The organism is Actinomadura graeca, assembly GCF_019175365.1.
Lineage (GTDB): Bacteria > Actinomycetota > Actinomycetes > Streptosporangiales > Streptosporangiaceae > Spirillospora > Spirillospora graeca.
Genome location: NZ_CP059572.1, coordinates 3,226,529 through 3,249,743, shown reverse-complemented (window position 1 = coordinate 3,249,743; position 23,215 = coordinate 3,226,529). Strand labels below are relative to the sequence as shown.

Sequence of the window (23,215 nt, the reverse complement as noted above, 5' to 3'; positions counted from 1 at the left end):
ACTGTAGGGTAACCCGGCCGGAGGCGGCCACGGCCGCACGACATCGGCAGCCCCGGAGGTGTGCATGAGGCGACCGGTCGGCCTCGTCCTGATCGCCCTGGGCGCCTTCTTCCTCTCCCTCGCCCCGCTGGTCCGCTTCTACGTGGCCGACCGGGTGGTCGTGGCGCCGCTGAACCGCTACCAGCTCACCCGGCTGGAGGCGACGAACGCCGCCTACTTCGACGCCGCCGCGCTCAAGCTCAGGAACGGCGTCAGCCTCACGGCGGTCAACACCGTCCGCGGGGACGTCCGGGCCAACGAGGGCAATGACGACGTGGCGGTCTGGGACAGCACGACCAACATCTACGACAAATCCGACCCGGACAAGCCCATCCAGATCCAGGGCTACCGGATCGCCTTCGACCGGCGGACGGCCGAGCTGGTCGACTGCTGCGGCGCCAACGTCGACGGCGACGACTCCGTGCGGATGTCGGGCTACGGCCTGCTGTTCCCGCTCGCCGACGTGCGCAAGCGCGACTACCCGTTCTTCGACATGACGACCAGGCAGCCCGCGCCCATGCACTTCAACGGCGTCGAGGAGGTGCAGGGCCTCACCGCCTACCGCTTCACCCAGCACGTCCCGCTGACCAGGACCGCCGCACTCGACACCCGGCTCCCCGGCAGGCTGCTCGGGCTCGGCGCCAAGGGCGGGGACCGCAAGGTCGACCGGTACACCGAGGCGTACAACACCGTCTGGGTCGATCCGCGCACGGGCATCCCCGTCAAGCACCGCCAGAACATCCGCAGCACCGTCCGGACCCCGGACGGCAAGGGCAGGATGGTCGTCGCGCAGGCCGACCTCGTCACCGTCCCGAAGGACCAGCGGGCCCTGGTCGACATGGCGGACGGCGCCGCGCTCAAGATCGGCATGGTGCGCCTCTACATCCCGGCCGCCGCCGTCCTCGGCGCCCTGATGATGCTGCTGGTCGGCAGCGTCGTCGGCTTCGGTCCCGGAGCCCCGCCACCGCCGCGGGCACCGCGCCGCCCGGACGGCAGGTTCGGCGACGCGCCACCACCCGCGTCCGCCGACCTCACCCGGTAGAACCTGTTCTCCCGCACGGGGCGCGCCTAGGGTCGCTGCGTGCGGACACGAGCCACCGACCTGTTCGGCATCGAGTACCCGATCTTCGCGTTCAGCCACTGCCGCGACGTGGTCGCCGCGGTCAGCCGCGCCGGGGGCATGGGCGTCCTGGGCGCCCTCTACTTCACCCCCGAGGAGCTCGAACTGGAACTCGCCTGGATCGACGAGCACACCGGAGGCAGGCCGTACGGCGTGGACGTCGTCATGCCCGCCGCGTACGAGGGCGCCGACCTCGGCGATGCCGGTGACCTGCTCGCCAGGCTCCAGAGCATGATCCCCGACGGGCACCGCGCGTTCCTGGAGGACCTGCTCGCCCGGCACGGGGTCGAGCCGTCCGCCGGGACCGCCGCGCGGACGCTGCTCGGCTGGACCGACCAGACCGCCCGCCCGCAGGTCGAGGTCGCGCTCCGGCATCCCATCGCGCTGCTCGCCAGCGCGCTCGGCCCGCCCCCGGCCGACGTCGTCGACCGGGCGCACGGCCGCGGCGTCAGGGTCGCGGGCCTCGCGTCCAGTGCCCGGCACGCGCGCAAGCAGGCCGACGCGGGCGTGGACCTCGTCGTCGCGCAGGGCACCGAGGCCGGCGGCCACACCGGCGACGTCTCCACGATGGTCCTCGTCCCCGAGGTCGTGGACGCGGTCGGCGCCGGGACCCCCGTCCTCGCGGCGGGCGGCATCGGCCGGGGACGGCAGATGGCCGCGGGCCTCGCGCTCGGCGCCGATGGCGTCTGGACCGGCTCGATCTGGCTCACCGTGAGCGAGGCGGACACCCCCGGGCGCGTCCTGCCCAAGCTGCTCGCGGCCACCTCCCGCGACACCGTCCGGTCCCGCGCGTGGACGGGCAAGCCCGCCCGCTTCCTCAGGACCGCGTGGACGGACGCGTGGGAGGGCGAGGGATCACCGGGCTGCCTGCCGATGCCGATGCAGTTCATGCTGGTCGCGGACGCGCTCCCGCGCATCGCGCGCTCCGGCGACGGCGAGCTGGTCACCTTCCCGGTCGGGCAGGTCGTCGGCTCGATGGACCGGGTGAGGCCCGCCGCCCGGGTCGTCCACGAGCTGATCGAGGAGTACGCCGAGGCCGTCGAGCGGCTCGGCGGCCTCACCCGGAGCTGATCAGAAGCGGGTCATCCACGACAGGGTGCGCGCGATGGCGTAGTACACGACGCCCGCGATCGCCCAGTTGATGTAGAGCTGCTCGTCGGGGTCGGAGCGCGTGAACACGTCGTGGAACGGCGTCGCGAGCCACCGCCCGGCGTCGAGCGTGGCGTCCACGATCGTGTTGCCCGGGTTGGCGTCCCCCCACGTCAGCAGCATCCCGAGCGCGAGGATCACCACCGCCGCCCATCCGGCGGCCAGGATCATCATGCTGACCGGGTTGTGCCGGCTGCGCCGCCACCGGCGCGGCTTCCGCGCGGCGACGGCCGTCGTCCCCGCGTGCTCCCCGGTCCGCCCGGCCTCGGTGTCGCCCCCCGGCTCGTTCCGCCGGAACCAGAGCCGCCGCCGCTCGGGCGACGCGTGCTCGCCGGGCTCGTGCCGCTTGTGTCCGATGTTCCGTCCTAGGTGCAGGGCCATGACCGTCATTCCTCCTCTGGCTTCCGGTCGGGCTTGTGCCACAGCGCCCGCATTCGAAACCCGCGGCGAATTCCGGACATCCTTTATTGCTTTTAGTTCGGGTGGGATCACGTGCCCTTGTAGACGGGACGGCGCTTCTCCCTGAACGCGCGCGCGCCCTCCTTCGCGTCGTCGGAGCCGAGGACGGGCCAGCCGATCTCGTCGGAGATCCTGAGGGCCTCGGCCTCGGGGAGGTGCTCGGTCTCGCGGTGGGCGCGCAGGATCGCCTGCACGGCCAGGGGACCGCATCCGGCGATCCGTTCCGCCAGGCCGCGGGCGGCGTCGAGCGCCGAGCCGTCCGGGACGACCGTGTTGACCAGCCCCATGGCGAGGGCCTCGCGCGCGGTCACCGGACGGGCCGTGAGCAGGAGGTCCATCGCGTTGGCGTAGCCGATCTGGCGGGGGAGGCGGACGGCGCAGCCGCCCATCGGGAACAGGCCGCGTCCCGCCTCGTACAGGCCGAGCGTCGCGCCCTCGGCGGCGACGCGCAGGTCGGTGCCGACGAGCAGCTCGGTGCCGCCCCCGACGGCGTGACCCTCGACGGCGCAGATGAGCGGCTTGGCCGGGCGGCCCTCGCGGAGCAGGCCCTTCCAATGGAAGTCGGGGATCCGGGCCATGCGCTCCCTGACCCGGGGCTCGGAGGGCGGCCGCTCCATGGCCGTGAGGTCGGCGCCGGAGCAGAACGTCCCCCCGGCGCCGGTGAGGATGCCCGCGCGCACCTGCGGGGTCTCCGTCATGTAGGCCCAGGCTTCCGCGAGGCCGACGAGCATCGCCGAGGTCAGCGCGTTGCGCTTCTCGGGACGGTCCATCGTGACGATGACGACGGGCCCGTCCCGCTCGACGACGCAATGCTCGGTGCTGATCGGCAGCCGCTCCACGGTTCCTCCAGGACAAGTCAATAATAAGAACAGATTCTAGTGCGAAATGGGCTTTATCAAAGGGGCTTGATAAGCAAAACGAGAACGTGATCTACTTTAACCGTCGCGCGAAGGAGGTCCGATGGGGTCGCTGGGCTTTTGGCGGTTGGCGCAGGCCGACCCCGGCTGGGTCGCCGCCGTCGATCCGGACGGGACGGAGCACACCGCGGGCGGGCTGCTCGCACGCGCCAACCGGCTCGTCCACGCGCTCCGGGCACTGGGCCTGCGCGACGGCGACGGCTTCTGCGGGCTCGTCCCGAACGGCACCGAGGGGCTCGTGCTGTACCTGGCGGCGTTGCAGGCGGGCTGGTACTACACGCCGGTCAACTGGCATCTCACCGGGCCCGAGATCGGCTACATCGTCGGCGACAGCGAGGCCAAGGCGTTCTTCGTCCACGAACGCTACGCGGCGGAGGGCGCGCGCGCCGCCGCGGCCTTGGAACCCCACCGGAGGTTCGCGTTCGGGGACGTCGAGGGCTTCCGTCCCTACGGCGACCTGGTGGACGGCCACCCCGACACGCCGCCGGGAGAACGTACCAACGGCACCACCATGCACTACACGTCCGGGACGACCGGACGGCCGAAGGGCGTCAGGCGGCCGCTGGCCGGGATCGACCCCGACGACGCCGCCGAGATGCTGACCTTCCTGCCCGCGATGTTCGGCATCACGCCGGGCGAGCCCGCCGGCGGCGGATACGAGGCGCACCTGGTCACGTCGCCGAGCTACCACACGGCCGTCTCGCTCTTCGGCGCCTCGGCCCTGCACATGGGGCACCGGCTGGTCTACATGGACCGCTGGGACGCGGAGGGGTTCCTCCGGCTCGTCCAGCACCACCGGATCAGCAGCACGCACCTGGTCCCGACGCACTTCAAGCGGCTGCTCGGCCTCCCGCAGGACGTCCGCGACCGGTACGACACCTCGTCGCTGAAATGGGCGATCCACGCGGCGGCGCCGTGCCCGGTGCCGATCAAGCAGCGGATGCTCGACTGGTGGGGCGACTGCGTCTGGGAGTACTACGCGGCGACCGAGGGCGGCGGCGCGATCGCCGGCCCCGCCGACTGGCGCGCCCACCCCGGGACGGTCGGGAAGGCGTGGCCGGTCAGCGAGCTGCTGGTCGTGGACGACGACGGCGAGCCCGTCCCCGCCGGGACGCACGGGACGATCTACATGAGGATGCGCGGCATCGCGTTCGAGTACAAGGGCGACCGGGAGAAGACCGAGGAGAACCGCCTGCCCGCGAAGGCCGGCGCGGGCGCCGACGCGGCGGACGGGCGTTTCTTCACGGTCGGCGACATGGGTTACCTGACCGAGGACGGCTTCCTGTTCCTGTCCGACCGCAAGGCCGACATGATCATCTCCGGCGGGGTGAACATCTATCCGGCCGAGATCGAGAACGAGATCACCCTGCATCCCAAGGTCGCGGACGTGGCCGTGTTCGGCGTCCCCGACGAGGAGTGGGGCGAGCAGGTCAAGGCGGTCGTGGAGCCGTCCGAGGACGCCGAGCCCGGCCCGGCGCTGGCGGCGGAGATCCTCGCGTCGCTGGAGGGGCGGCTGGCGCGGATGAAGTGGCCGAGGTCGATCGACTTCATCGCGACGATGCCGCGCGAGCCGAACGGCAAGCTGCTCAAACGCAAGCTCCGGGACCCGTACTGGACGGGCCGCGCCGGTGCCGTCTGACGCCGCGCCCGGCGGCGGGGCGCCCCGGCCGGCGCCGAACCACGTCCTGGAGTTCCCGGGTGGGTACACGCGCTCGGTCGGCCCGGTCATCGGCCGGTTCCTCAGCGAGTTGCGCGACGGGCGGCTGGTCGGCGTCCGCACCGCGGGCGGCAGGGTGCTCGTCCCGCCCACCGAGCACGACCCCGCCACCGGCGACGACGTGACCGGCGAGTTCGTCGAGGTCGGCCCCGCCGGGACGGTCACGACGTGGTCGTGGGTGCCGCGCCCGGCCCCCGGCCATCCGCTGCGGCGGCCGTTCGCGTGGGCGCTGATCCGCCCCGACGGGGCCGACACCGCCCTCCTGCACGCGCTCGACCTCGGCGAATTCGAGGAGGGCGCGGATCCGCCGAGGCCCCTCAGGACCGGGATGCGCGTCCGCCCGCGGTGGCGGGCCGAGCGCACCGGGGCCATCGGCGACATCGAGTGCTTCCGGCCCGAGGTCACGATGATCGGCTCGCCGTCGCGGCTGGAGTACGGCCTGCGGCCCGGGCGGGCGCTCGGCCGGTTCCTGGAGGGCCTCTGCGAGGGCAGGATCCTCGGGCACCGGTGCGCGGCGTGCGGCCGGGTCATCGTCCCGATGAGCGGACTGTGCCCGCGCGACGGCGTCCCGACCTCGCAGGAGGTGGAGCTGCCGGACACCGGCACGCTCACGACGTTCACCGTCAGCCACGTCCCCGACCCGCGCGCGCCCGGGGTGCCGTTCGTGTCGGGCCACGTCCTGCTCGACGGCGCCGGGGTCACGATGCTCGCGCTCGTCGCGGGCGTCCCCGCCGCAGGCGTCCGCATGGGGATGCGGGTCAGGGCCGCATGGCGCCCGCGCGGGGAATGGGGCCGCACCCTGGCGAACATCAGGTGGTTCGAGCCGCTCGACGAGCCCGACGTCCCCCTCGCCGCGATCGGGGACCACCTGTGAGACGCCAGGTCGCCGTGGTCGCCTTCGCGCAGACCCGCCACACGGCCGGGGACGGCGGGCTCCAGGAGGCCGAGATGCTCGCCCCCGTCATCGCCGAGGTCAGGGAGCGGACCGGGCTGCGGCGCTTCGGGTTCACCTGCTCGGGGTCGTGCGACTACCTCGCGGGCGCGCCGTTCTCGTTCGTGTCCGCGCTGGACGCGGTCGGCGCGTGGCCGCCGATCTCCGAGAGCCACGTCGAGATGGACGCGGCGTGGGCACTGCACGAGGCGTGGGTGCGGCTCCAGCACGGCGACGTCGACACCGCGCTCGTGTACGGGTTCGGCAAGCCGTCGCAGGCGGACCCGCGTGCGGTGTTCGCCCAGCAGCTCGACCCGTACCACCTCGCGCCCCTCGGCATCGACCCGGTGTCCCTGGCCGCGCTCCAGGCCCGCGCGTACCTGGAACGGTCGGGCGCCACCGAGGACGACCTGCGCGCGGTGGTGGCGCGGTCCCGCGCGTCCGGACGCGGCAACCCGTTCGCCCTGCACCTGCCCGACCCCGGGGACACCGGCTACGACGTCGCCCCGCTGCGCGCCTGCGACGTCGCGCCCGTCACCGACGGAGCGGCGGCGATCGTCCTGGCGGCGGGGGACACGGCGCGCGGGCTGTGCGGGCGGCCCGCGTGGATCGCGGGCATCGACCACCGCAGCGAGGCCCACGCGCCGGGCGTCCGCGACCTGACCCGCTCGGACGCCGCGCGCCTCGCGGGCGCGAGGGCGGGCGCGTCCGGGATCGAGGTCGCCGAGCTGCACACCCGGTTCAGCCACGAGGAGCCGATCCTGCGGGAGGCGCTCGGGCTCGGCGGCGGCGTGGAGGTCAACCCGTCCGGCGGGCCCCTGTCGGCGAACCCCGAGATGGCGACGGGCCTGATCCGCATCGGCGAGGCCGCGTCCCGCGTCCACGACGGGACGGCGGGCAGGACGCTCGGCCACGCCGCGTCCGGGCCGTGCCTCCAGCAGAACCTCGTGTGCGTCCTGGCGGGCGGCGGCCATGGGTGAGCCCTGCGCGGTCATCGGAATCGGGCAGACGGCGTACCGGAGCCGGCGGCGGGACGTGTCGATCCCCGGCCTGCTGCGCGAGGCCGCGCGCCGGGCGCTCGACGACGCCCACCTCACCTGGGCCGACATCGACGCCGTCGTCATCGGCAAGGCGCCCGACCTGTTCGAGGGCGTGGTGATGCCCGAGGCGATGCTGGCCGACGCGCTCGGCGCGACCGGCAAGCCGATCACGCGGGTGCACACGGCGGGCTCGGTCGGCGGGTCCACCGCGATCGCCGCGGCGGGGCTGGTCCACGGCGGCGTCCACGACCGCGTCCTCGCGGTCGCGTGGGAGAAGCAGTCGGAGTCGGACGCGACGTGGGCGCTGACGGTGGACTCCCCGTTCACGACGTCCCTGGTCGTCGGCGCGGGCGGGTACTTCGCCCCGCACGTCCGCGCCTACGTGCACCGCTCCGGGGCGCCCGGCCACATCGGCGCGCTCGTGGCGGTGAAGGACCGTCGCAACGCGCTGCGCAACCCGTACGCGCACCTGAGGATCCCCGGCATCACCCGCGCGATGGTCGAGTCCACGCCGATGCTGTGGGAGCCGATCCGCTACCTGGAGACCTGCCCGTCCTCCGACGGGGCCTGCGCGATGGTGCTGGCCTCCGAGCACGCCGCGCGGAGGGCGCCGTCCCGCCCGGCGTGGGTGCACGGCACCGCGATGCGCTCCGAGCCGCTCGCGTTCCCCGGACGCGACGCCGTCAGCCCGCGCGCCGGGGCGGACTGCGCGGCGGACGTCTACCGGCAGGCCGGGATCACCGACCCGCGCGCCGACCTCGACTGCGCCGAGGTGTACGTCCCGTTCTCCTGGTATGAGCCGATGTGGCTGGAGAACCTTGGGTTCTGCGGCGCGGGCGACGGCTGGCGGCTCACCGAGTCGGGCGCGACCGCGCCGGACGGCGACATCCCCTGGAACCCGTCCGGCGGCGTCCTGTCGGCCAACCCGATCGGCGCGTCCGGGATGATCCGGTTCGCCGAGGCGGCGCTCCAGGTCCGCGGCCGGGCCGGCGGCCACCAGGTGGACGGCGCCCGCCGCGCGCTCGGCCACGCCTACGGCGGCGGCGCCCAGTTCTTCGCGATGTGGATCGTCGGCGACACCAAGCCATAGTCCGGGGGGCACGATGGAGTTCACCCACGCCGACCTGTTCGAGGGGATCGCGGACGCGGTCGGGGACCGCGTCGCGCTGGTGTGCGGCGACCGGCGGCTCACCTTCGCCCAGCTGGACGAGCACGCCAACCGCCTCGCCCACCACCTGGAGGCCGCGGGCGTGCGGCCGGGGCGGCACGTCGCCGTCCAGCTGTACAACGGCGTCGAGTACGCGGCGGCGCTGCTCGCCGTCCTGAAGATCCGCGCCGTGCCGGTCAACGTGAACCACCGGTACGTGGAGGGCGAGCTGCTCCACCTCTACCGCGACTCCGACAGCGTCGCGCTGCTCTACGACGTCGCGTTCGAGGACCGGGTCGCCGCCGCCGCGCCCGCCGCGCCGGAGCTGCGGCACCTGGTCGCCGTCGGCGGCACCCCGTCGATCCCCGGCGCGGTCGCCTACGACGAGGCCCTGCGGGACGCCCCCGGCACGCGCGGGTTCCCGCCCCGCTCGCCCGACGACACCTACATCATCTACACGGGCGGGACGACCGGCATGCCCAAGGGCGTCATGTGGTCGACCGGGCGGCTGCTCCTGGCGTTCTGGAACCCGGCGCTCCCGCGCCCGTCCCGTCCCGAGGACGTCGTCGCCATGGCCCGCGGCGGCGGCCCGCTGGTGATGCTGCCGGCCGCGCCGCTCATGCACGGCGCCGCGCAGATGGCCACCTGGATCGCCTGGTTCATGGGCGCCACGACCGTCTACACGCGCACGTTCGACGCCGCCGCCGTCTGGCGGGCCGTCGAGCGCGAGAGGGTCACCTCCCTGACCCTCACCGGCGACGCGATGGCGATCCCGATGGCGGACGAGCTGGCGCGTGGCGGCCACGACGCCTCGTCACTGCTGGCCTGCGTCTCCACCGGCGCGATCCTCAGCGGCAGCGTCCGCGACCGCCTCCAGCGGCTCCTCCCGGGCACCGTCATCCTGGACCGCTTCGGCTCCACCGAGTCCGGGTCGACCGCCGAGGCGGTGGCGGGCTCGACGCCGGAGCAGGGCCTGCGCTTCATACCGGACGTGGAGGACGTCGCGGTCCTGGACGACGCGCTCCGGCCCGTCGTCCCGGGCTCCGGCGTCGTCGGCCAGGTCGCGCGGACCGGGCACATCGCCCGCGGCTACTACAACGACCCCGAGCGGACCGCGCGGACGTTCCCCGAGGTGGACGGCCGCCGGTGGCTGCTCACCGGCGACCTCGCGACCGTCGAGGAGGACGGCTCGATCACCGTCCGCGGGCGCGGCTCGCAGGTCATCAACACCGGCGGCGAGAAGGTGTTCCCCGAGGAGGTCGAGGCCGTCCTCAAGGGCCACCCCACCGTGTACGACGCGGTCGTGACGGGCGTTCCGGACGAGCGCTGGGGCGCCCGCGTCGCCGCCGTCGTCCAGCCGGCGGGGGACGCGCCGTCCGCCGCGGAGCTGGACGCGCACTGCCGCCGGGAGCTGTCCGGCTACAAGGTGCCCCGCCTCTACAGGTTCGTCGCCGAGATCAGGCGCTCGCCCGCGGGCAAGGCCGACTACCGCTGGGCCAGGGAGGTGGCGGGAAAGTAGGGTGTCCCGTCCGCCACACCCGGCCGTCGCCCGCCTGTCCTCCACGTGCCCTCGGCGGCTAGAATCTCCTGTGGAGAGTCGCTCTTGAGTTGTGTTTCTCTATATGAGAGAAGGTGAGGGGCGTGTCCACCCCGGAGCGCGAGCGGATGGCGGCCGAGCTGCAGATGGAGACCCAGCGCAGCACGATGTTCACGGTGCTGCTGCACCACGCCACCGCGAGCAAGGCGGGCATGAACGTCACGGACGCGCAGTGCGTGAACGCGCTGTCGCTGGACGGCCCCCAGACCCCCGGCGGCCTGGCGCAGCTCATGGGCATCACCACCGGCGGCGCCATCACCGCCGTCATCGACCGCCTGGAGAAGGCCGGGTACGTCAAGCGCACCCGCGACCCCGACGACCGCCGCCGCGTGATCGTCGAGCTCGTCGAGGAGAACGTCGCCCGCTTCGGACGCTACTTCGAGCCCATCGGCCGCATGTTCCAGGAGCGCCTGGAGGACTTCAGCGACGAGCAGATCGCCTTCCTCCTGACCTGGATACGCGGCAACAACGCCGCGATGCCCGATGTCATCGAGGAGATCCGCCGCCTCCCGTGACCTCCCCGGACTCCGCTGGCCCGCGGCCCCGCGGACTCCGGCCTGGGAATGGGGTCCGGGGACGGTCGCGGCGGTCCCCCCGGCCGCGGCAGACCGCCCCCGGAGTCCTGTCACGCAGGGTGACACTCCTCCCCTGACCGTAAAGCCGCAGGTCACACGGCCCCGCCGGGGTGACTTGCCTCACATCGGCGGTGCGCGGCGCCGCGGACACCGCGGGCCCGGGTGAAAGCGGTGAACGCGAACGTGACGCATGAGTAAGTCATCTTCTTCGCGTATCTGGTTACCCTGAAGAAAGTCGAGTGACTTCACCGGATTGTGTCGGCAGTCCGCGAAAAGGGTGCGTGACTTCATGGGCCGAGTCGGTATCACGCTCCCATCCGGCCGGATCTCCTGCGATTCCGCGATCACGATGGCGGCCGCCGCATTCCCTGGCGCCGCGTCGGCCCACCTGCGGGACGTGGAACGGGGAGACCATGGGAGCGGCCCTCCCGAGGACGCCCCGCCCGCTTTCGCGGTCCCAAGCCCCGGCGCCCAGAGTGATCGAATTCATGATTCCGCTTTAGCCTTTTCCCGATAAAAGCGGCGAATGGAAGGGAGACATACATGCGGCAGAACCTGCCGGTCGCCGAGTTCGAGAACGTGCTGAGGGACGTCCTCCAGGTGAAGCGGCAGAACATCGTCCACGTGACCTTTTCCGGCGGCGAGTCCGTCCCCCTCTGCCTGCTCGCGCGCCGCACCGGCCTGCGGGCCGCCGCGCTCAGGACGCACGAGTTCCTGTTCTTCTACGACACCTGCCCCTACTGCGCGATCGAACCGGCGCTGCTCTGGCTGGAGGACGAGCAGCCGTTCCGGGGCCTCGGCGCCGCCTACCGCGAGACCGTCCGGCGGGGCGGGGGCCTCTACCTCACGATCAACATCGGGCGCAGAGGCTGGGACGGCCTCTGGTACCGCTTCGCCGGGAACCCCTGCGGCCCGTCCGCCCCCTGCCCGCGCCACCTCTGCCCCGGCCACACCCCGGCCCCCCGCACCCCGCCACCCCCGCCACCCTCGCGCCCCTGAACCCCGCGCCCGGCGCGGTGCGGCGGGGCGGACTATTGGACGAGGCGTCTCGTCTGCGAGAATCGCAGATGTGAGCGACTCGTCGCGGGCCACACGCCGTCTTGTGTCCTTCATGGCCTGGATGGGGGCGGCCCATCTGCTCATGCCGCGGCCGTTCGACACCCTCGTGCCCGAGCGGCTCCCCGGGCGCGCCAGGTGGTGGACCTACGCCAGCGGGGTGGCCGAGCTGGCATGCGCGGCGGCCGTCGCGCATCCGCGGACGCGCCGGGCGGGGGCGCTCGCCACGGCGGGGCTGATGGCGGCGGTGTTCCCCGCGAACATCAAGATGGCGCGCGACTGGCGGCACCGGTCCCTGCCGCTGCGGGCCGTGGCCTACGGGCGCCTCCCGCTCCAGGTGCCCCTGATCGGCTGGGCGCTGTACGTGGCCCGCGAGGCGGACTGACCGCGGCGGTGGTGAGAGCATTTCGGGCATGCGTGGACGACGAGCGGGCCGGTGACCGTGGAGCCACTGCGTCCTGAGGACCCGTCCGAGATCGGCGGCTACCCGGTCCTGGCCCGCCTCGGCGCGGGCGGCATGGGGCAGGTGTACCTGGGGCTGACCGGCAGCGGGCGGCACATCGCGCTCAAGGTGATCCGTGAGGACTTCGAGGGCCCGACGGCGCTGGCGCGTTTCCGGCGCGAGGTCGAGACGGCCGAGCGGGTGCGCAGCCGGTTCGCGGCGGCGATGGTCGGGGCCGGGCTCGGCGCGCCGCCGTACTGGCTGGCCACCGAGTACGTGCCGGGGCCGACGCTGCGGCAGGCGGTGGCCGAGCACGGGCCGCTGCCGCCCGGGACGTGCCTGCGGCTGCTCGCGGCCCTGGCCACGGGCCTGCTGGAGATCCACCGGCAGGGCGTGCAGCACCGCGACCTGAAGCCGGGCAATGTGATACTCGCGCCCGACGGGCCCCGGCTGATCGACTTCGGCATCGCGCGGGGCGAGGGGCAGACGCAGATCACCCGCACCGGGGCCTGGAACGGGACACCCGGCTACGTCGCGCCCGAGGTCGTGCGGGAGCAGGAGCCGCTTCCGGCGTCCGACGTCTTCTCGCTGGCGGGCACCATCGCCTACGCCGCCACCGGGCGGCCTCCGTTCGGCGGGGGGCGCATCGAGGCGATCCTCCACCGGACGCTGAGCGGCGAGATCGACCTGGACGGCGTCGACCCCGGGCTCGCGGAGATCGTCGCCCTGTGCGCGGCGAAGGACCCGGCCGGGCGTCCCACGCCCGAACGGCTGCTCCAGCTGACCGCCGCGCACGGCGCCCTCACCGGCGACGCCGACTACCGGCGGGTCGTGGGCGTGGCGCCGCCGGTGCCCGCCGGGGTGCCCGAGGCCATCGCGTCCGGTCTCGTCCCGGCCGGGCGCGCCGGGGCCGGGGCGCGGCGGAGCGCCCTCCTCGCGGCCGCGGGCGTGGTCGCCGTCGTGCTGCTGGGGTCGCTCGGTGCGCGCGCCCTCCTGGACGGTGACGGCGGCGCCAAGGGCGGGCCGGGCAGGACGAACGGCACGACCGGTACGCCCGGCGCCGCGTCGAACCCCTCCGGGGGACTGAAATCCGCCGGGGGACAGGGTTCCGCCGGGCCGTCGGGGACGCCGCGTGGCCAGGCGTCGGGGCCGCCACCGGACGTGATCCTGGTGAAGCAGCCCACCGACGACTTCGCGCAGGTGCACTGGTCCAAGACGGACGCCAACTGCCTTCCCGCCGTCCGTCCCGAGGACACGAAGCTCGCCGCCGACGTGCAGACGTCGTCCCCGCGCGTCCCGTACACCAAGTCCACGGTCGATCTCGGGATGCGCTTCAAGTACGCGCGGCCGTCCGGCTACTACCTGGCCGCCGAGGTCCGGCCGCCCGGCGACCAGCAGGGCAACGGCGTGACCGGGATCGTGCGGAGCCGGCCGCGGCCGTATCCGGCGGGCGACGGCTGGCTGACCCTGCGCTATCCCGACGACTTCGACTGGGACGGCTCGGGCAGCGCGGCGTACCCGCTGGTCAAAGGCGACTGGACGGTCATCTGGATGCACGTCCGCGCCAACGGCGACGCGTTCTACATGGGCTGCGACGGCTTCACCGTCGGCTGACGCGTCCCGTCCGGCCAGGTGACCGGCCCGCCGGTCACCTGTGTACGGTGAACCGAGCGGGATTCGGGTACGAGGCGGGCGAGGGAGAGCGATGCGGACCGGGCTACAGGGGAAAACGGCCCTCGTCACCGGGGCGTCCCGGGGGATCGGCAAGGCGATAGCCCGGGCGCTGGCGGCCGAGAGCGCCAACGTCGTGCTCTCGTCCCGCAGGCAGGAGGCCCTGGACGAGGCCGCCGAGGAGATCCGCGCCGAGCACCCCGGCGCCGGGGTGCTCGCCAAGGCCGCCCACGTCGGCGACCGTGACCAGGCCGCCGCCTGCGTGGACGCGGCCGTCGCCGAGTTCGGCTCCCTCGACGTCCTGGTCAACAACGCGGGCACCAGCCCCCACTTCGGCCCGATGACCGACATCGAGCCCGGCGCCGCGGCCAAGACCGTCGAGGTCAACCAGTTCGCCGTCGTGCAGTGGACGCAGCTCGCCTGGCGCGCGTCCATGCGCGAGCGCGGCGGCGCCATCGTCAACATCGCCTCCGTCGGCGGGCTGGTCACCGAGCACGGCATCGGCTACTACAACGCCACCAAGGCCGCGGTCGTCCACCTCAGCCGCCAGTTCGCGATGGAGCTCGCGCCGCGCGTCCGCGTCAACTGCATCGCCCCGGGCCTGGTCAAGACCGCCCTCGCCCGCGCGCTCTGGGAGGAGAACGAGGAGCGGATCGCCGGGTACATGCCGCTCGGGCGGATCGGCGTCCCCGAGGACATCGCCAGCGCCGCGGTGTTCCTGGCCGGGGACACCGCGTCCTGGATGACCGGCCAGACCATGATCGTGGACGGTGGCGCTACCATCCGCCCCGCGATCGCCTAGGCCGCGCGTCCGCGACCGGCCCCGCCCGGGGGACGACCCCCCACACCACCCGGAAAGGCCCGGATCGCGTTTACGGCCGAAGGCAGCGGGGAGGGTGGGGCAGATTCCGATCCAGAACGACAGAGACGTGAGGAGCAGAATCGTGCTCACGCTGACCAGCGGTGCCGTCCAGGTCATACGGACGGTGACCGCCAACCCGGAACTGCCGCCCGACACCGGGATCCGCATCGAGCCCGGCGTCGACGGCTCGGACGCGCTGCGGCTCTCGGTGGCCCCCGAGCCCGAGGCCGGAGACCAGGTCGTCGAGGAGCAGGGCGCGAAGGTCTACCTGCAGTCGGGCGTCGCGGAGATGCTGGACGACAAGACGCTCGACGCCCAGGTCGACCCGCAGGGCGACGTGTCCTTCACCATCGCGGACGGCACCGCCACCTGAGCCCGGCCTGAGGGGCCGGGCCCCGTCACCGGCGTCCCGGCCCTCAGGGCCGCTCTCCGCCGCCTACGACCTGGCGGCCAGCACGACCGCGGCGACCGCGAAGACGAAGGCCGCCGTCGTGAGGACCATGAAGGCGGCGATCACCGCGCAGGCCAGGCCGCGCGGCCGGTCGCGCCATGTCCCGTAGTGATCGCGCACTTGCCGGTCGAGTTCCTTCCGTGAGGGCACGCGCCCCAGTGTCTCACCCGGGGGCGTCCGCGGGCGGACGGCCGCCGCGTGGAAAGATCGGATGATGCGTCTCACCAAGCTCGGACACGCCTGCGTCCAGATCACCCGGGACGACCGGACGCTCCTCATCGACCCCGGCTCGTTCAGCGGCGCGGCGGACGCCCTCGCCACGTGCGACGCCGTCCTCATCACCCACGAGCACTTCGACCACTTCGACGCCGACGGCCTGCGCGCGGCCCTCGCGGCGCGTCCCGGCCTCCGCGTGTGGACGTCCCGGGTCGTCGCGGAAAGCCTGGCCGACCTCGGCGGACGCGTCCAGCAGGTGGGGCACGGGGACGCGGTGACCGTCGCCGGGTTCAGCGTGCACGTCTACGGCCAGGAGCACGAGATCCTGCACCCCGACGTGCCGCCCATCCCGAACGTCGGCTTCCTGGTGGACGGCGAGGTGTTCCACCCGGGCGACGCGCTGACCGTGCCGGTGGAGCGGGTGCCGACACTGTGCCTGCCCGGCAACGCGCCGTGGATGAAGATCCCGGAGCTGTACTCCTACGCGCGGGCGGTGCGCCCGGACCGCGCGTTCGTCGTGCACGACGGCCTCCTCAACGACATCGGATTGTCGGTCATGGAGAAGCACGTGTCCGCGGCGGGCGAGGAGCTCGGCGCGGACTTCCGGCGCCTGGCACCGGGCGAGTCCGTGGACCTGGCCGCGGCGTGACCCCCCGTCCCCCCATGGCGTCCGTCCCGTCCGCGGCGCCCGACTCGTTCGCGCCCCGGCCGATCCAGGCGGTGTTCTTCGACATCGGCGAGACGCTGATCAACGAGGGCGAGATCTACGGCCGGTGGGCCGACTGGCTCGGCGTGCCCCGGCACACGTTCCTCACCAAGCTCGGCGCGCTGCTGGCCACCGGCGGCGACCACAGGGACCTCTTCGAGTACTTCCGCCCGGGTTTCGACCTGGAGGCGGAGGAGAAGCGGCGCGCCGAGGTCGGCGTGCCGAACGGGTTCGGCCCGGACGACCTGTACCCCGACGCGCGGGCGTGCCTGTCCGCGCTGCGCGGCCAGGGCCTGTACGTCGGCATCGCGGGCAACCAGCCGGTCGAGGCCGCCGCGCAGATGGAGGCGCTCGGCCTGGACGCGGACGTCGTCGGGATCTCCGACGTGTGGGGCATCCGGAAGCCGTCCCAGGAGTTCTTCGAACGCTGCGCCCAGCTCGCCGACGTCCTGCCCGAGCACGTCCTGTACGTGGGGGACCGCATCGACAACGACGTGCGGCCCGCCTTGGAGCACGGGATGCTCGCCGCGTTCCTCAGGCGCGGCCCGTGGGGGCACGTCCAGGAGGGGCTCCGCGACGAGCGGGAGGCGCTGGGCCGCTGCCTGTTCGTCCTGGACGACCTGGCCTCCCTCCCCGGTCTGGTCGAGCGGCACAACGCCCCCTAAGGGGCATCCCCTAATCCCGGAGTAGGGCTCCGGGACGGGACGAACGGCCGATGTGGGGTGTGGTGTCCGATTCGTACCGTGGGGTATGTGGCCGCGGGACCGCGGTCACGTCACGCGGCACGGCACGTGCCGCCCGACCTCTCGGGGAGAAGAAATCATGAACGGCCTCTACCGTCCGCGCGAAGGCCGGATCATCGCGGGTGTCTGCGCCGGGCTCGCACGCCGGTTCGGCATGGCCCCCTGGACGGTCCGGCTCCTGGCCCTGCTGTCCTGCCTGCTGCCCGGCCCGCAGTTCGTGATCTACCTGGTGCTGTGGGTGATGCTGCCCAGCGAGGATCGCTACGTGGCCCGCACCCACTGACCGGTACCTGGCGAATGACACCCGCCACGGCGGCCGGGGCGGCGTCCGCCGCCCCGCCACCACGGCATGATCACCGCAAACCCTTGGCCGGGCCCGTCCTGGGGTGTTAGATCGGGGCACCACCGTTCCCAGCGGGAGGGAAGGAGCCGCGGTGCCGGACGAGGGCCCGGGCGCGGAGCAGGCCGAGCGGGCGGCCCGCCTGCTCGGGTACCTGCGCGACCTGGCGCGGGCGCGGCGGCGCCCCGCACGGAACCTGGACGGGCACGACCAGGTCCACTGGCTCGCCGGGCTGCCCGGCGACGTCTACGTGGAGGCCGACGCGGGACCCGGCGACGTCCTGTTCAGCGTCCCGGTCATCCCGCTGGCGCCCCCGGGCGTGCTGGAGGAGTTCGACGGCTGGCTCGGGCTGCGGCACTGGTACCGGCTCCTGCGCGACCTCGCCGAGCAGGCCCCCGAGCGCGGCCACGAGGTGGTCCTCGCCGCGGGGCTGCTCGCGTGGCGCCCCGGGGACGGCGCGCCCGTCCACGACCACCTGCTCCACACGCCCGTCCGCATCGTGGTGGACGAGCGGACCGAGCGCGTCGACGTCGTCCTCGCCGGGCACACGACCCTGCGCGACCGCGAGCTGCTGGCACACCGCCCCGAGTTCAGGCCCGTCGGCTGGGTCTCCGACGCGGTGCAGGCCGGTCAGGGCTTCGGGCTGAACGCCTCGGTCGGCGACGTCCTGCGCAAGTGGTGCTCGTTCGCCATCGCGTCCACCATGGCCCCCGACCCGGACGGGAACCCCGCTCCGGGCCCGGCCGAGGGCGCCGCGTACCGGGAGGACTGGGCCTTCGACCCCGGCGCGTCCCTCCCGCCGGTGCCCCGCGTGCGGCTCGCGCCCGCGCTCGTCGTCCGCCCGCCCGGACGGGCGGCCGTCGCCGGCGTCAACACCGAGATGATCGGCATGCTCGCCAACGGGACGCCCGTCCCCGAGGGCCTGGCCCGGTTCATCGCCCGGGGCGGCGGGCAGCACGTCCGGCACGTCGAGGAGGCGGCGCCGCACACCGCCCGCGACTTCCTCGCGGCCGTCCTCGTCCGCGGGATGCGGGTGCTGGTCGCCACGTCCGGCACGGCGGCGTCGGAGGCGCTGCGCGCGGCGCTGCCGCCGGGGCTCGCCGGCCTCACGGTCGCCGACCCCGCCGCGGCGGGGGAGGCCGCCACCGCCGTCCTCGCCCGCGCGGCCGCCCACGACCCGTCCCGCGAGCGGGCACGCGTCGCCGCGCTCGCCGAGCGGGAGCAGGCGGCCGAGCTGGAGGCCGCCGGGCTGCGCGAACGGCTCCGGGACGCCGAGGAGAGCGGCGCCACCGACCTCGGCTCCGGCTACCGCGGCGGGCTCGGCGAGCTGGCCCGGCGGCTGCGCGCCGAGGCCCCCGAGATGTCGTGGATGCCCGTCCGCCCCGGGCTGCCGCCGGGACCGCCGATCTCCCGGGCCGAGGCGGCGGAGCTGGTCGTGCTGCTCGCCGAGGAGACGCCCGCCCGCAAGGTCCACGGCGAGCGGCGCGACGTCGACCCCGGCGCGCTGCCGAGCGCCGCGTACGTGCGCACGCTGATCGAGGCGGAGGCCGTCGCGTCCGAGCGCGCCGCGCGGTCGGAGACCGACCTGTCCCGGCGGCTGCGGGAACGCGACCCCGCGCTGCTCGCCCGGCTCGACGGGGCCGCCTCCGTCGTCGCCGCGGCGCTGCGCGACCTCGGGCTGGACGGGCACCCCGGCGGCTGGAACCCCGCCGACCTCGCCGTCCGCGCCTTCGGTGACGCCCTCGCCCACCGGCGCCCGCTCGTCTGGACGCGGGTCGCGGAGATGGCGCCGCGGGCGCGGTGGGCCGAGCGCGCCGCCGCGGGCATGGCGGACCGCCGGATCGAGCTGCCGCCCGGCGAGCTGCACCTGCGCAAGCTCGCGGGCATCGCCCAGGACCTGCGCGCCTACCTCGCCGACGGCGGCAGCCTCAAGCGCGGGCCGCTGCGGTCGGCGGCCCAGCGGCAGGCCGAGGTGCTGCTGGGCGGCGCCACCGTGGACGGCGCGCCGCCGACCACGCCCGAGCTTCTCGACCTGGTCTTCACCGAGCTGATGATCCGGATGACGTGCCAGGAGCTCCAGTACGTGTGGGAGGCCGCCGGGATCTCGTTCCCGGCCGACCCGCCGCCCGCCGACCGCCTCGCCCGGTTCGTCCGCGCGCACGCGCGCCTCGGCCGCGTCCGCGACGCGATGCCCGCGGTGAACGAGACCGTGGACCTCCTCGACCGCTCCGGCATGGCCGTCCCGCTCAACCATCCGCTCCAGTGGCACGGGTACGTGTCCGCGCTGGACGGGGCGCTGGAGGGCCTCGGCGTGAACCGCGCCGCCGCCGACCTCGACGCGCTGCGCGACTCCATCGGCCCGGCCGGCGCCGACGACCCGCCGGAGCTGGAGGCGGCGCTCGCCGCCATCGACGCCCGGGACGCCGCCGCCTACGGCCGGTGCCTCGGCGCGCTCGCCGAGGCACGGCACGAGCGGTCGCTGCAACTGCGCTGCGAGGAGCTGCTGGCACGGGTCCGCGCCGTCCACCCCGACCTCGCGAACCTGCTCGCCGCGACCGACGGCGACGACGCCTGGCGCAGCCGGACGAAGCGCTGGGACGAGGCGTGGGCGTGGGCCCGCGCGTCGGGGCGGCTCGCCGAGACCGTGCCGTCCCCGGCCGAGGAGCGGCTGAGCGCGTCGCTCGCGGACGCCGAGGCCCGGCTGCGCGCCGTCCAGGACGAGCTGGCGTCCGCCCGCGCCTGGAACGCGGCGCTGGCGGCGCTGCCGCCGGGCGCGCCGTCGTCCGCGCCGTCCGAGATCGTCCCGGGGTGGATCCTGCCGCTCTGGCGCGTCCCGGAGGCGCTGCCGCCGCGTCCCGGCTCGTTCGACGTCGTCATCGTGGACGGCGAGCACGGCGCGGGCGCCGAGGGCCTGTTCCTGCTTTGGCTGGCGCCCCGGCTGATCCTCGTCGGCCCGTCCGGCCCGGACCTGCCCGAGCCGGAGGGGCCCGTCCCCGCGACCCCGCTGCCGCCCACCCTGCGCGGCCGCCTGACCCCCACGACACCGCTGTTCAGGTTCCTGACCTCGGAACCGGAGACCGCCGGGCCGTCCGCCCCCGAGCCGCGGGCACCCGCCCCGCGGATGCCCGAGCCGGACGTCCCCGAGCCGCGTCCCGCGCCCGAGGCACGTCCCGAGCCGGTGCCCGAGCCGGTTCCTGAGCCGATCCCCGAGCAGGCCCCTGTGGCGGTCTCCGAACCGGCCGGCGAGGAGGCCCCGCACGAGGCGGTGGCCGTGGCCGAGGTGGCGACGGACGCCGCCCCGTTCCAGGTGCGGCGCGGACGCTCGATCGTCGGCTACAAGCGGTCCGAGCTGGTCGAGCTGGTGGCGCGGATCGCCGCGCGCGAGCCCGACCTGACCGACGAGCAGATCGTGGAGCTGGCGCGGCGGCTGCTGGCCTGCCCGCCGGACGAGGCGCTCCTGGTCGGCGCCCGGCTCCGCTACGCCGTGGAGGCGTACCGGGAGGGCTCCTAGTGGAATGATCCGTTCCGTTCGGATACCATGGAACGGAACGATTTGTTCCCATGCTCGGAGGAACCATGGCGCGCACCCTCGACCGCCGCACGCTCAACCGCGCCACGCTGGAGCGGCAGCTGCTGCTGGCCCGCTCCGGCATGTCCGCCCTCCAGGCGGTGGGACGTCTCGTCGCCCTCCAGGCGCAGGACCCGAACCTGCCCTATCTCGCCCTCTGGGCGCGTCTCGCGGACTTCCGGCAGCAGGACCTCACCGACCTCCTCGATGACCGCTCCGTCGTCCGCTCGTCGCTGCTGCGGGGCACCCAGCACATGGCGGCGGCCGACGACTTCCTGCACATCCGGCCGCTCGTCCGGGAGAGCCTGCTGGCCGGGCGCCAGGCGGCGTTCGGCCGCGTCACCGGCGACTGGGACCTGGACGAGCTGGCCGCCGAGGCCCGCACGCTCCTCGACGGCCGGACGCTCACCCGTCCGCAGCTCGCGCGGGCCCTCGCCGAGCGGTGGCCCGGCCGCGACCCGCAGGCCCTCGGCTGGTCGTCGCAGGCACTCGTGCCGGTCGTCCACCCGCCGCCCAGCGGGACGTGGAACACCCGGGGCGCCACGCCCTTCGCGCTGGCGGAGGACTGGATCGGCAGGCCGCTTGAGGAGGACCCGGGCCCCGACCGGCTGATCCACCGGTACCTGGCCGCGTTCGGGCCCGCCTCGGTCAAGGACTTCCAGGCGTGGTCGGGGCTGCGGCGGATGGACGCCGACTTCGAGCGGCTCCGCCCCGGCCTCGACGTGTTCCGGGACGAGAACGGCACCGAGCTGTTCGACGTGCCCGGGATGCCGCTGCCCTCCGGCGATGTGCCCGCGCCCGTCCGTTTCCTGCCCGACCTGGACAACCTCCTCCTCGCCTACGCCGACCGCACGCGCCTGATGACCGGCGAGCGGCGCAAGGCCGTCTGCGTCGGCGCGTGGGTCAAGGCGACCCTGCTGGTCGACGGCCGCGTCCACGGCGTCTGGAAGCTCCGGCACGACCGCGAGGAGGGCCGCGCCGAGCTGGCGATCGAGCTGTTCGAGCCCCTCCCGGACGCCTCGGAGGCCGAGGAGGAGGCCGCCCGCCTGCTGGACTTCGCCGCCCCGGGCGCCGTGCACGCCGTCCGCATCACCGTCCCGGAGTGAGGCGGACGGCAACCGGAGCCCTGTTCCGGACCGCACGCTCTAGGATCGGGGGATGACCGAAGCTCCCCGTGCCCTGCGGGCCGACGCCCAGCGGAACCGGGCCCGCATCCTCGACGTGGCGAGGACGGTCATCGAGGAGCAGGGCACCCAGGCGTCGCTGCGCGACATCGCCCGCCGTGCCGAGGTGGGCATGGGGACGCTCTACCGGCACTTCGCGACACGCGAGGAACTGCTGGAGGCGCTGCTCGGCGGCAGGTTCGACCGGCTCGCCGCGCACGCCGCCGCGCTGGAGGCGTCCCACCCGCCCGCCGAGGCGCTGACGGAATGGCTGCGCGCCTTCGCCGAGGGCGCCGCCACCTACCGGGGCCTCGCCGCCTCCATGATCGCCACCCTGGAGGACGGCCGGTCCTCGCTGCACGCCTCGTGCGTCGCGATGCGGGACGCCGGCGGACGGCTGCTGGCACGCGCGCAGCAGGCCGGGCGCATCCGTCCCGACGTCGATGGCACCGACCTGTTCGCGCTGTTCAGCGCGCTCGCCTCGATCGCCGACGTGGCCCCGTCCATCGGGCTCAGGCACGAGCACCTCTTCGACGTCGTGATGGAGGGTCTCGTCAGCCGCGCGCGGTGATTTCCTCCACTTGGCCCGGATCGTCCGGCCGCTCTGTACAAAGGACCCTGTGACCGGGTGGGGCGAGGACGATCTGGCGCGGCTGCGCGCCGCCGCACACCTCCGCGACGGCTCCGGCGGCCTGGCGGCGCTCGGCGACCGCCCGCTCGGGCCGGTGCTCCAATACGCGGGCGACGTGCTCGCCGCCGCCCTCGCCGAGGGACGGGCCGCCGCGCGCGAACGGGCCGAGGAGTGCCTCGCCGAGCTGGACGCCCGGGACGCGCCGGGCGACGCGGAACTGGCCGCCGACCTCGCGGCGGCGCTCGGCACACCACGCGCCGCCGCCCTGCCGCCCCTGCCCGCCGACCTCGGCGCGATCGCCGCCGCGCTGGAGGACACCGAGCCGCACGTCCTCGACCTCGTCCACGGCGACGTCCTGCACATCGGGGACCTGGCCGATGAACCCGCCGCCGAGGTCTACGACCCGTCCCGCTGGCTCCCCATCCCCCCCGGCCGCGACCTCCCCGAAGACGAAGAGGCCCGCCGCGGCCTCGCCCGCCACTGGCTAGCCGACCAGGGCTATCGAGTTGTGTAAATCGCAGTGCCCTAACGCCCAAGCGACCAATCACCCGTCCATGCCCCAGCCAACGACCCGAGCGTTGCGATCGCGTCCGAAGGCAGGTTCGAGCGAAGCGAGAACCTGATCGCGAAGCGAGCCCTCTAGGGCGAGTTCGGAGCGATGCAGCGATCGCCGCG

The 23,215-nt window shown here is 74.3% G+C and carries 23 protein-coding genes; 20 read left to right on the top strand and 3 right to left on the bottom strand.

Going from position 1 to position 23,215, the window contains the following annotated elements; genetic code table 11:
* Nucleotides 1-64: 64 nt before the first annotated feature.
* Together pgfA and AGRA3207_RS14300 are read left to right on the top strand one after the other, a co-directional pair.
* The gene (pgfA, locus tag AGRA3207_RS14305; RefSeq protein WP_231335117.1) at nucleotides 65-1,081 is read left to right on the top strand and encodes a cell envelope lipid trafficking protein PgfA; all 1,017 of its coding nucleotides are present in this window, start codon (nucleotides 65-67) and stop codon (nucleotides 1,079-1,081) included.
* A gap of 39 nt (nucleotides 1,082-1,120) precedes the next feature.
* Entirely contained in the window at nucleotides 1,121-2,230 is a 1,110-nt protein-coding gene (locus tag AGRA3207_RS14300) for an NAD(P)H-dependent flavin oxidoreductase (protein WP_231335116.1), read from the top strand.
* On the opposite strand, the gene AGRA3207_RS14295 is transcribed toward AGRA3207_RS14300, so the two are convergent.
* A complete protein-coding gene (locus AGRA3207_RS14295) occupies nucleotides 2,231-2,698 on the bottom strand; it encodes a hypothetical protein (RefSeq protein ID WP_231335115.1) in 468 nt (155 codons plus the stop codon).
* A 98-nt stretch (nucleotides 2,699-2,796) separates the two neighbouring features.
* A complete protein-coding gene (locus AGRA3207_RS14290; protein ID WP_231335114.1) occupies nucleotides 2,797-3,606 on the bottom strand; it encodes a crotonase/enoyl-CoA hydratase family protein in 810 nt (269 codons plus the stop codon).
* A gap of 121 nt (nucleotides 3,607-3,727) precedes the next feature.
* Between AGRA3207_RS14290 and AGRA3207_RS14285 the strand changes: the two genes are divergently transcribed.
* The 11 genes from AGRA3207_RS14285 (at nucleotide 3,728) to AGRA3207_RS14235 (ending at nucleotide 15,095) form a co-directional block, all read left to right on the top strand.
* Complete coding sequence (locus AGRA3207_RS14285) at nucleotides 3,728-5,323, top strand: acyl-CoA synthetase (RefSeq protein ID WP_231335113.1); 1,596 nt, start codon at nucleotides 3,728-3,730, stop codon at nucleotides 5,321-5,323.
* The gene (locus tag AGRA3207_RS14280; protein WP_231335112.1) at nucleotides 5,313-6,275 is read left to right on the top strand and encodes a Zn-ribbon domain-containing OB-fold protein; all 963 of its coding nucleotides are present in this window, start codon (nucleotides 5,313-5,315) and stop codon (nucleotides 6,273-6,275) included. The genes AGRA3207_RS14285 and AGRA3207_RS14280 overlap by 11 nt, the downstream gene beginning before the upstream one ends.
* The gene (locus AGRA3207_RS14275; RefSeq protein ID WP_231335111.1) at nucleotides 6,272-7,312 is read left to right on the top strand and encodes a thiolase domain-containing protein; all 1,041 of its coding nucleotides are present in this window, start codon (nucleotides 6,272-6,274) and stop codon (nucleotides 7,310-7,312) included. The genes AGRA3207_RS14280 and AGRA3207_RS14275 overlap by 4 nt, the downstream gene beginning before the upstream one ends.
* Nucleotides 7,305-8,462 (top strand): thiolase domain-containing protein, encoded by a 1,158-nt coding sequence (locus tag AGRA3207_RS14270; protein ID WP_231335110.1) that lies wholly within the window; start codon nucleotides 7,305-7,307, stop codon nucleotides 8,460-8,462. The genes AGRA3207_RS14275 and AGRA3207_RS14270 overlap by 8 nt, the downstream gene beginning before the upstream one ends.
* Nucleotides 8,463-8,475: 13 nt before the next feature.
* The gene (locus AGRA3207_RS14265; protein WP_231335109.1) at nucleotides 8,476-10,038 is read left to right on the top strand and encodes an acyl-CoA synthetase; all 1,563 of its coding nucleotides are present in this window, start codon (nucleotides 8,476-8,478) and stop codon (nucleotides 10,036-10,038) included.
* Nucleotides 10,039-10,160: 122 nt separating this feature from the next.
* Nucleotides 10,161-10,631 (top strand): MarR family winged helix-turn-helix transcriptional regulator, encoded by a 471-nt coding sequence (locus AGRA3207_RS14260; protein ID WP_231335108.1) that lies wholly within the window; start codon nucleotides 10,161-10,163, stop codon nucleotides 10,629-10,631.
* A gap of 603 nt (nucleotides 10,632-11,234) precedes the next feature.
* Nucleotides 11,235-11,690 (top strand): hypothetical protein, encoded by a 456-nt coding sequence (locus AGRA3207_RS14255; protein ID WP_231335107.1) that lies wholly within the window; start codon nucleotides 11,235-11,237, stop codon nucleotides 11,688-11,690.
* A 70-nt stretch (nucleotides 11,691-11,760) separates the two neighbouring features.
* Nucleotides 11,761-12,132, top strand: a complete 372-nt coding sequence (locus AGRA3207_RS14250) for a DoxX family protein (protein ID WP_231335106.1) — start codon at nucleotides 11,761-11,763, stop codon at nucleotides 12,130-12,132.
* 51 nt (nucleotides 12,133-12,183) lie between these two features.
* The gene (locus tag AGRA3207_RS14245; RefSeq protein ID WP_231335105.1) at nucleotides 12,184-13,803 is read left to right on the top strand and encodes a serine/threonine-protein kinase; all 1,620 of its coding nucleotides are present in this window, start codon (nucleotides 12,184-12,186) and stop codon (nucleotides 13,801-13,803) included.
* Nucleotides 13,804-13,894: 91 nt separating this feature from the next.
* Nucleotides 13,895-14,662 carry an SDR family oxidoreductase gene (locus AGRA3207_RS14240; RefSeq protein ID WP_231335104.1) on the top strand — a complete coding sequence of 256 codons (768 nt, stop codon included), beginning with the start codon at nucleotides 13,895-13,897 and terminating at the stop codon, nucleotides 14,660-14,662.
* Between the two features lie 142 nt (nucleotides 14,663-14,804).
* On the top strand, nucleotides 14,805-15,095 hold the full coding sequence (locus tag AGRA3207_RS14235; protein WP_231335103.1) for a Fe-S cluster assembly protein HesB: 291 nt from the start codon (nucleotides 14,805-14,807) through the stop codon (nucleotides 15,093-15,095).
* A gap of 63 nt (nucleotides 15,096-15,158) precedes the next feature.
* Here the strand turns inward: AGRA3207_RS14235 and AGRA3207_RS14230 are convergent, their stop codons facing one another.
* A complete protein-coding gene (locus tag AGRA3207_RS14230; protein ID WP_231335102.1) occupies nucleotides 15,159-15,323 on the bottom strand; it encodes a hypothetical protein in 165 nt (54 codons plus the stop codon).
* Nucleotides 15,324-15,387: 64 nt separating this feature from the next.
* Here AGRA3207_RS14230 and AGRA3207_RS14225 point away from each other — a divergent pair, with 64 nt between their 5' ends.
* From AGRA3207_RS14225 to AGRA3207_RS14195, 7 genes are all read left to right on the top strand, one after another.
* Nucleotides 15,388-16,038: an MBL fold metallo-hydrolase gene (locus AGRA3207_RS14225; RefSeq protein WP_231336290.1), complete on the top strand. Its 651-nt coding sequence runs from the start codon at nucleotides 15,388-15,390 to the stop codon at nucleotides 16,036-16,038.
* Nucleotides 16,035-16,760 carry an HAD family hydrolase gene (locus AGRA3207_RS14220; protein WP_231335101.1) on the top strand — a complete coding sequence of 242 codons (726 nt, stop codon included), beginning with the start codon at nucleotides 16,035-16,037 and terminating at the stop codon, nucleotides 16,758-16,760. Before AGRA3207_RS14225 ends, AGRA3207_RS14220 begins: the two co-directional genes overlap by 4 nt.
* 157 nt (nucleotides 16,761-16,917) lie before the next feature.
* The gene (locus AGRA3207_RS14215) at nucleotides 16,918-17,121 is read left to right on the top strand and encodes a PspC domain-containing protein (RefSeq protein WP_231335100.1); all 204 of its coding nucleotides are present in this window, start codon (nucleotides 16,918-16,920) and stop codon (nucleotides 17,119-17,121) included.
* 151 nt (nucleotides 17,122-17,272) lie between these two features.
* Nucleotides 17,273-20,689 (top strand): hypothetical protein, encoded by a 3,417-nt coding sequence (locus AGRA3207_RS14210; protein WP_231335099.1) that lies wholly within the window; start codon nucleotides 17,273-17,275, stop codon nucleotides 20,687-20,689.
* A gap of 50 nt (nucleotides 20,690-20,739) precedes the next feature.
* Complete coding sequence (locus AGRA3207_RS14205) at nucleotides 20,740-21,852, top strand: winged helix DNA-binding domain-containing protein (protein WP_231335098.1); 1,113 nt, start codon at nucleotides 20,740-20,742, stop codon at nucleotides 21,850-21,852.
* A gap of 52 nt (nucleotides 21,853-21,904) precedes the next feature.
* Nucleotides 21,905-22,480, top strand: a complete 576-nt coding sequence (locus AGRA3207_RS14200) for a TetR/AcrR family transcriptional regulator (protein ID WP_231335097.1) — start codon at nucleotides 21,905-21,907, stop codon at nucleotides 22,478-22,480.
* 49 nt (nucleotides 22,481-22,529) lie between these two features.
* Complete coding sequence (locus AGRA3207_RS14195; protein ID WP_231335096.1) at nucleotides 22,530-23,054, top strand: hypothetical protein; 525 nt, start codon at nucleotides 22,530-22,532, stop codon at nucleotides 23,052-23,054.
* Nucleotides 23,055-23,215: the final 161 nt, after the last annotated feature.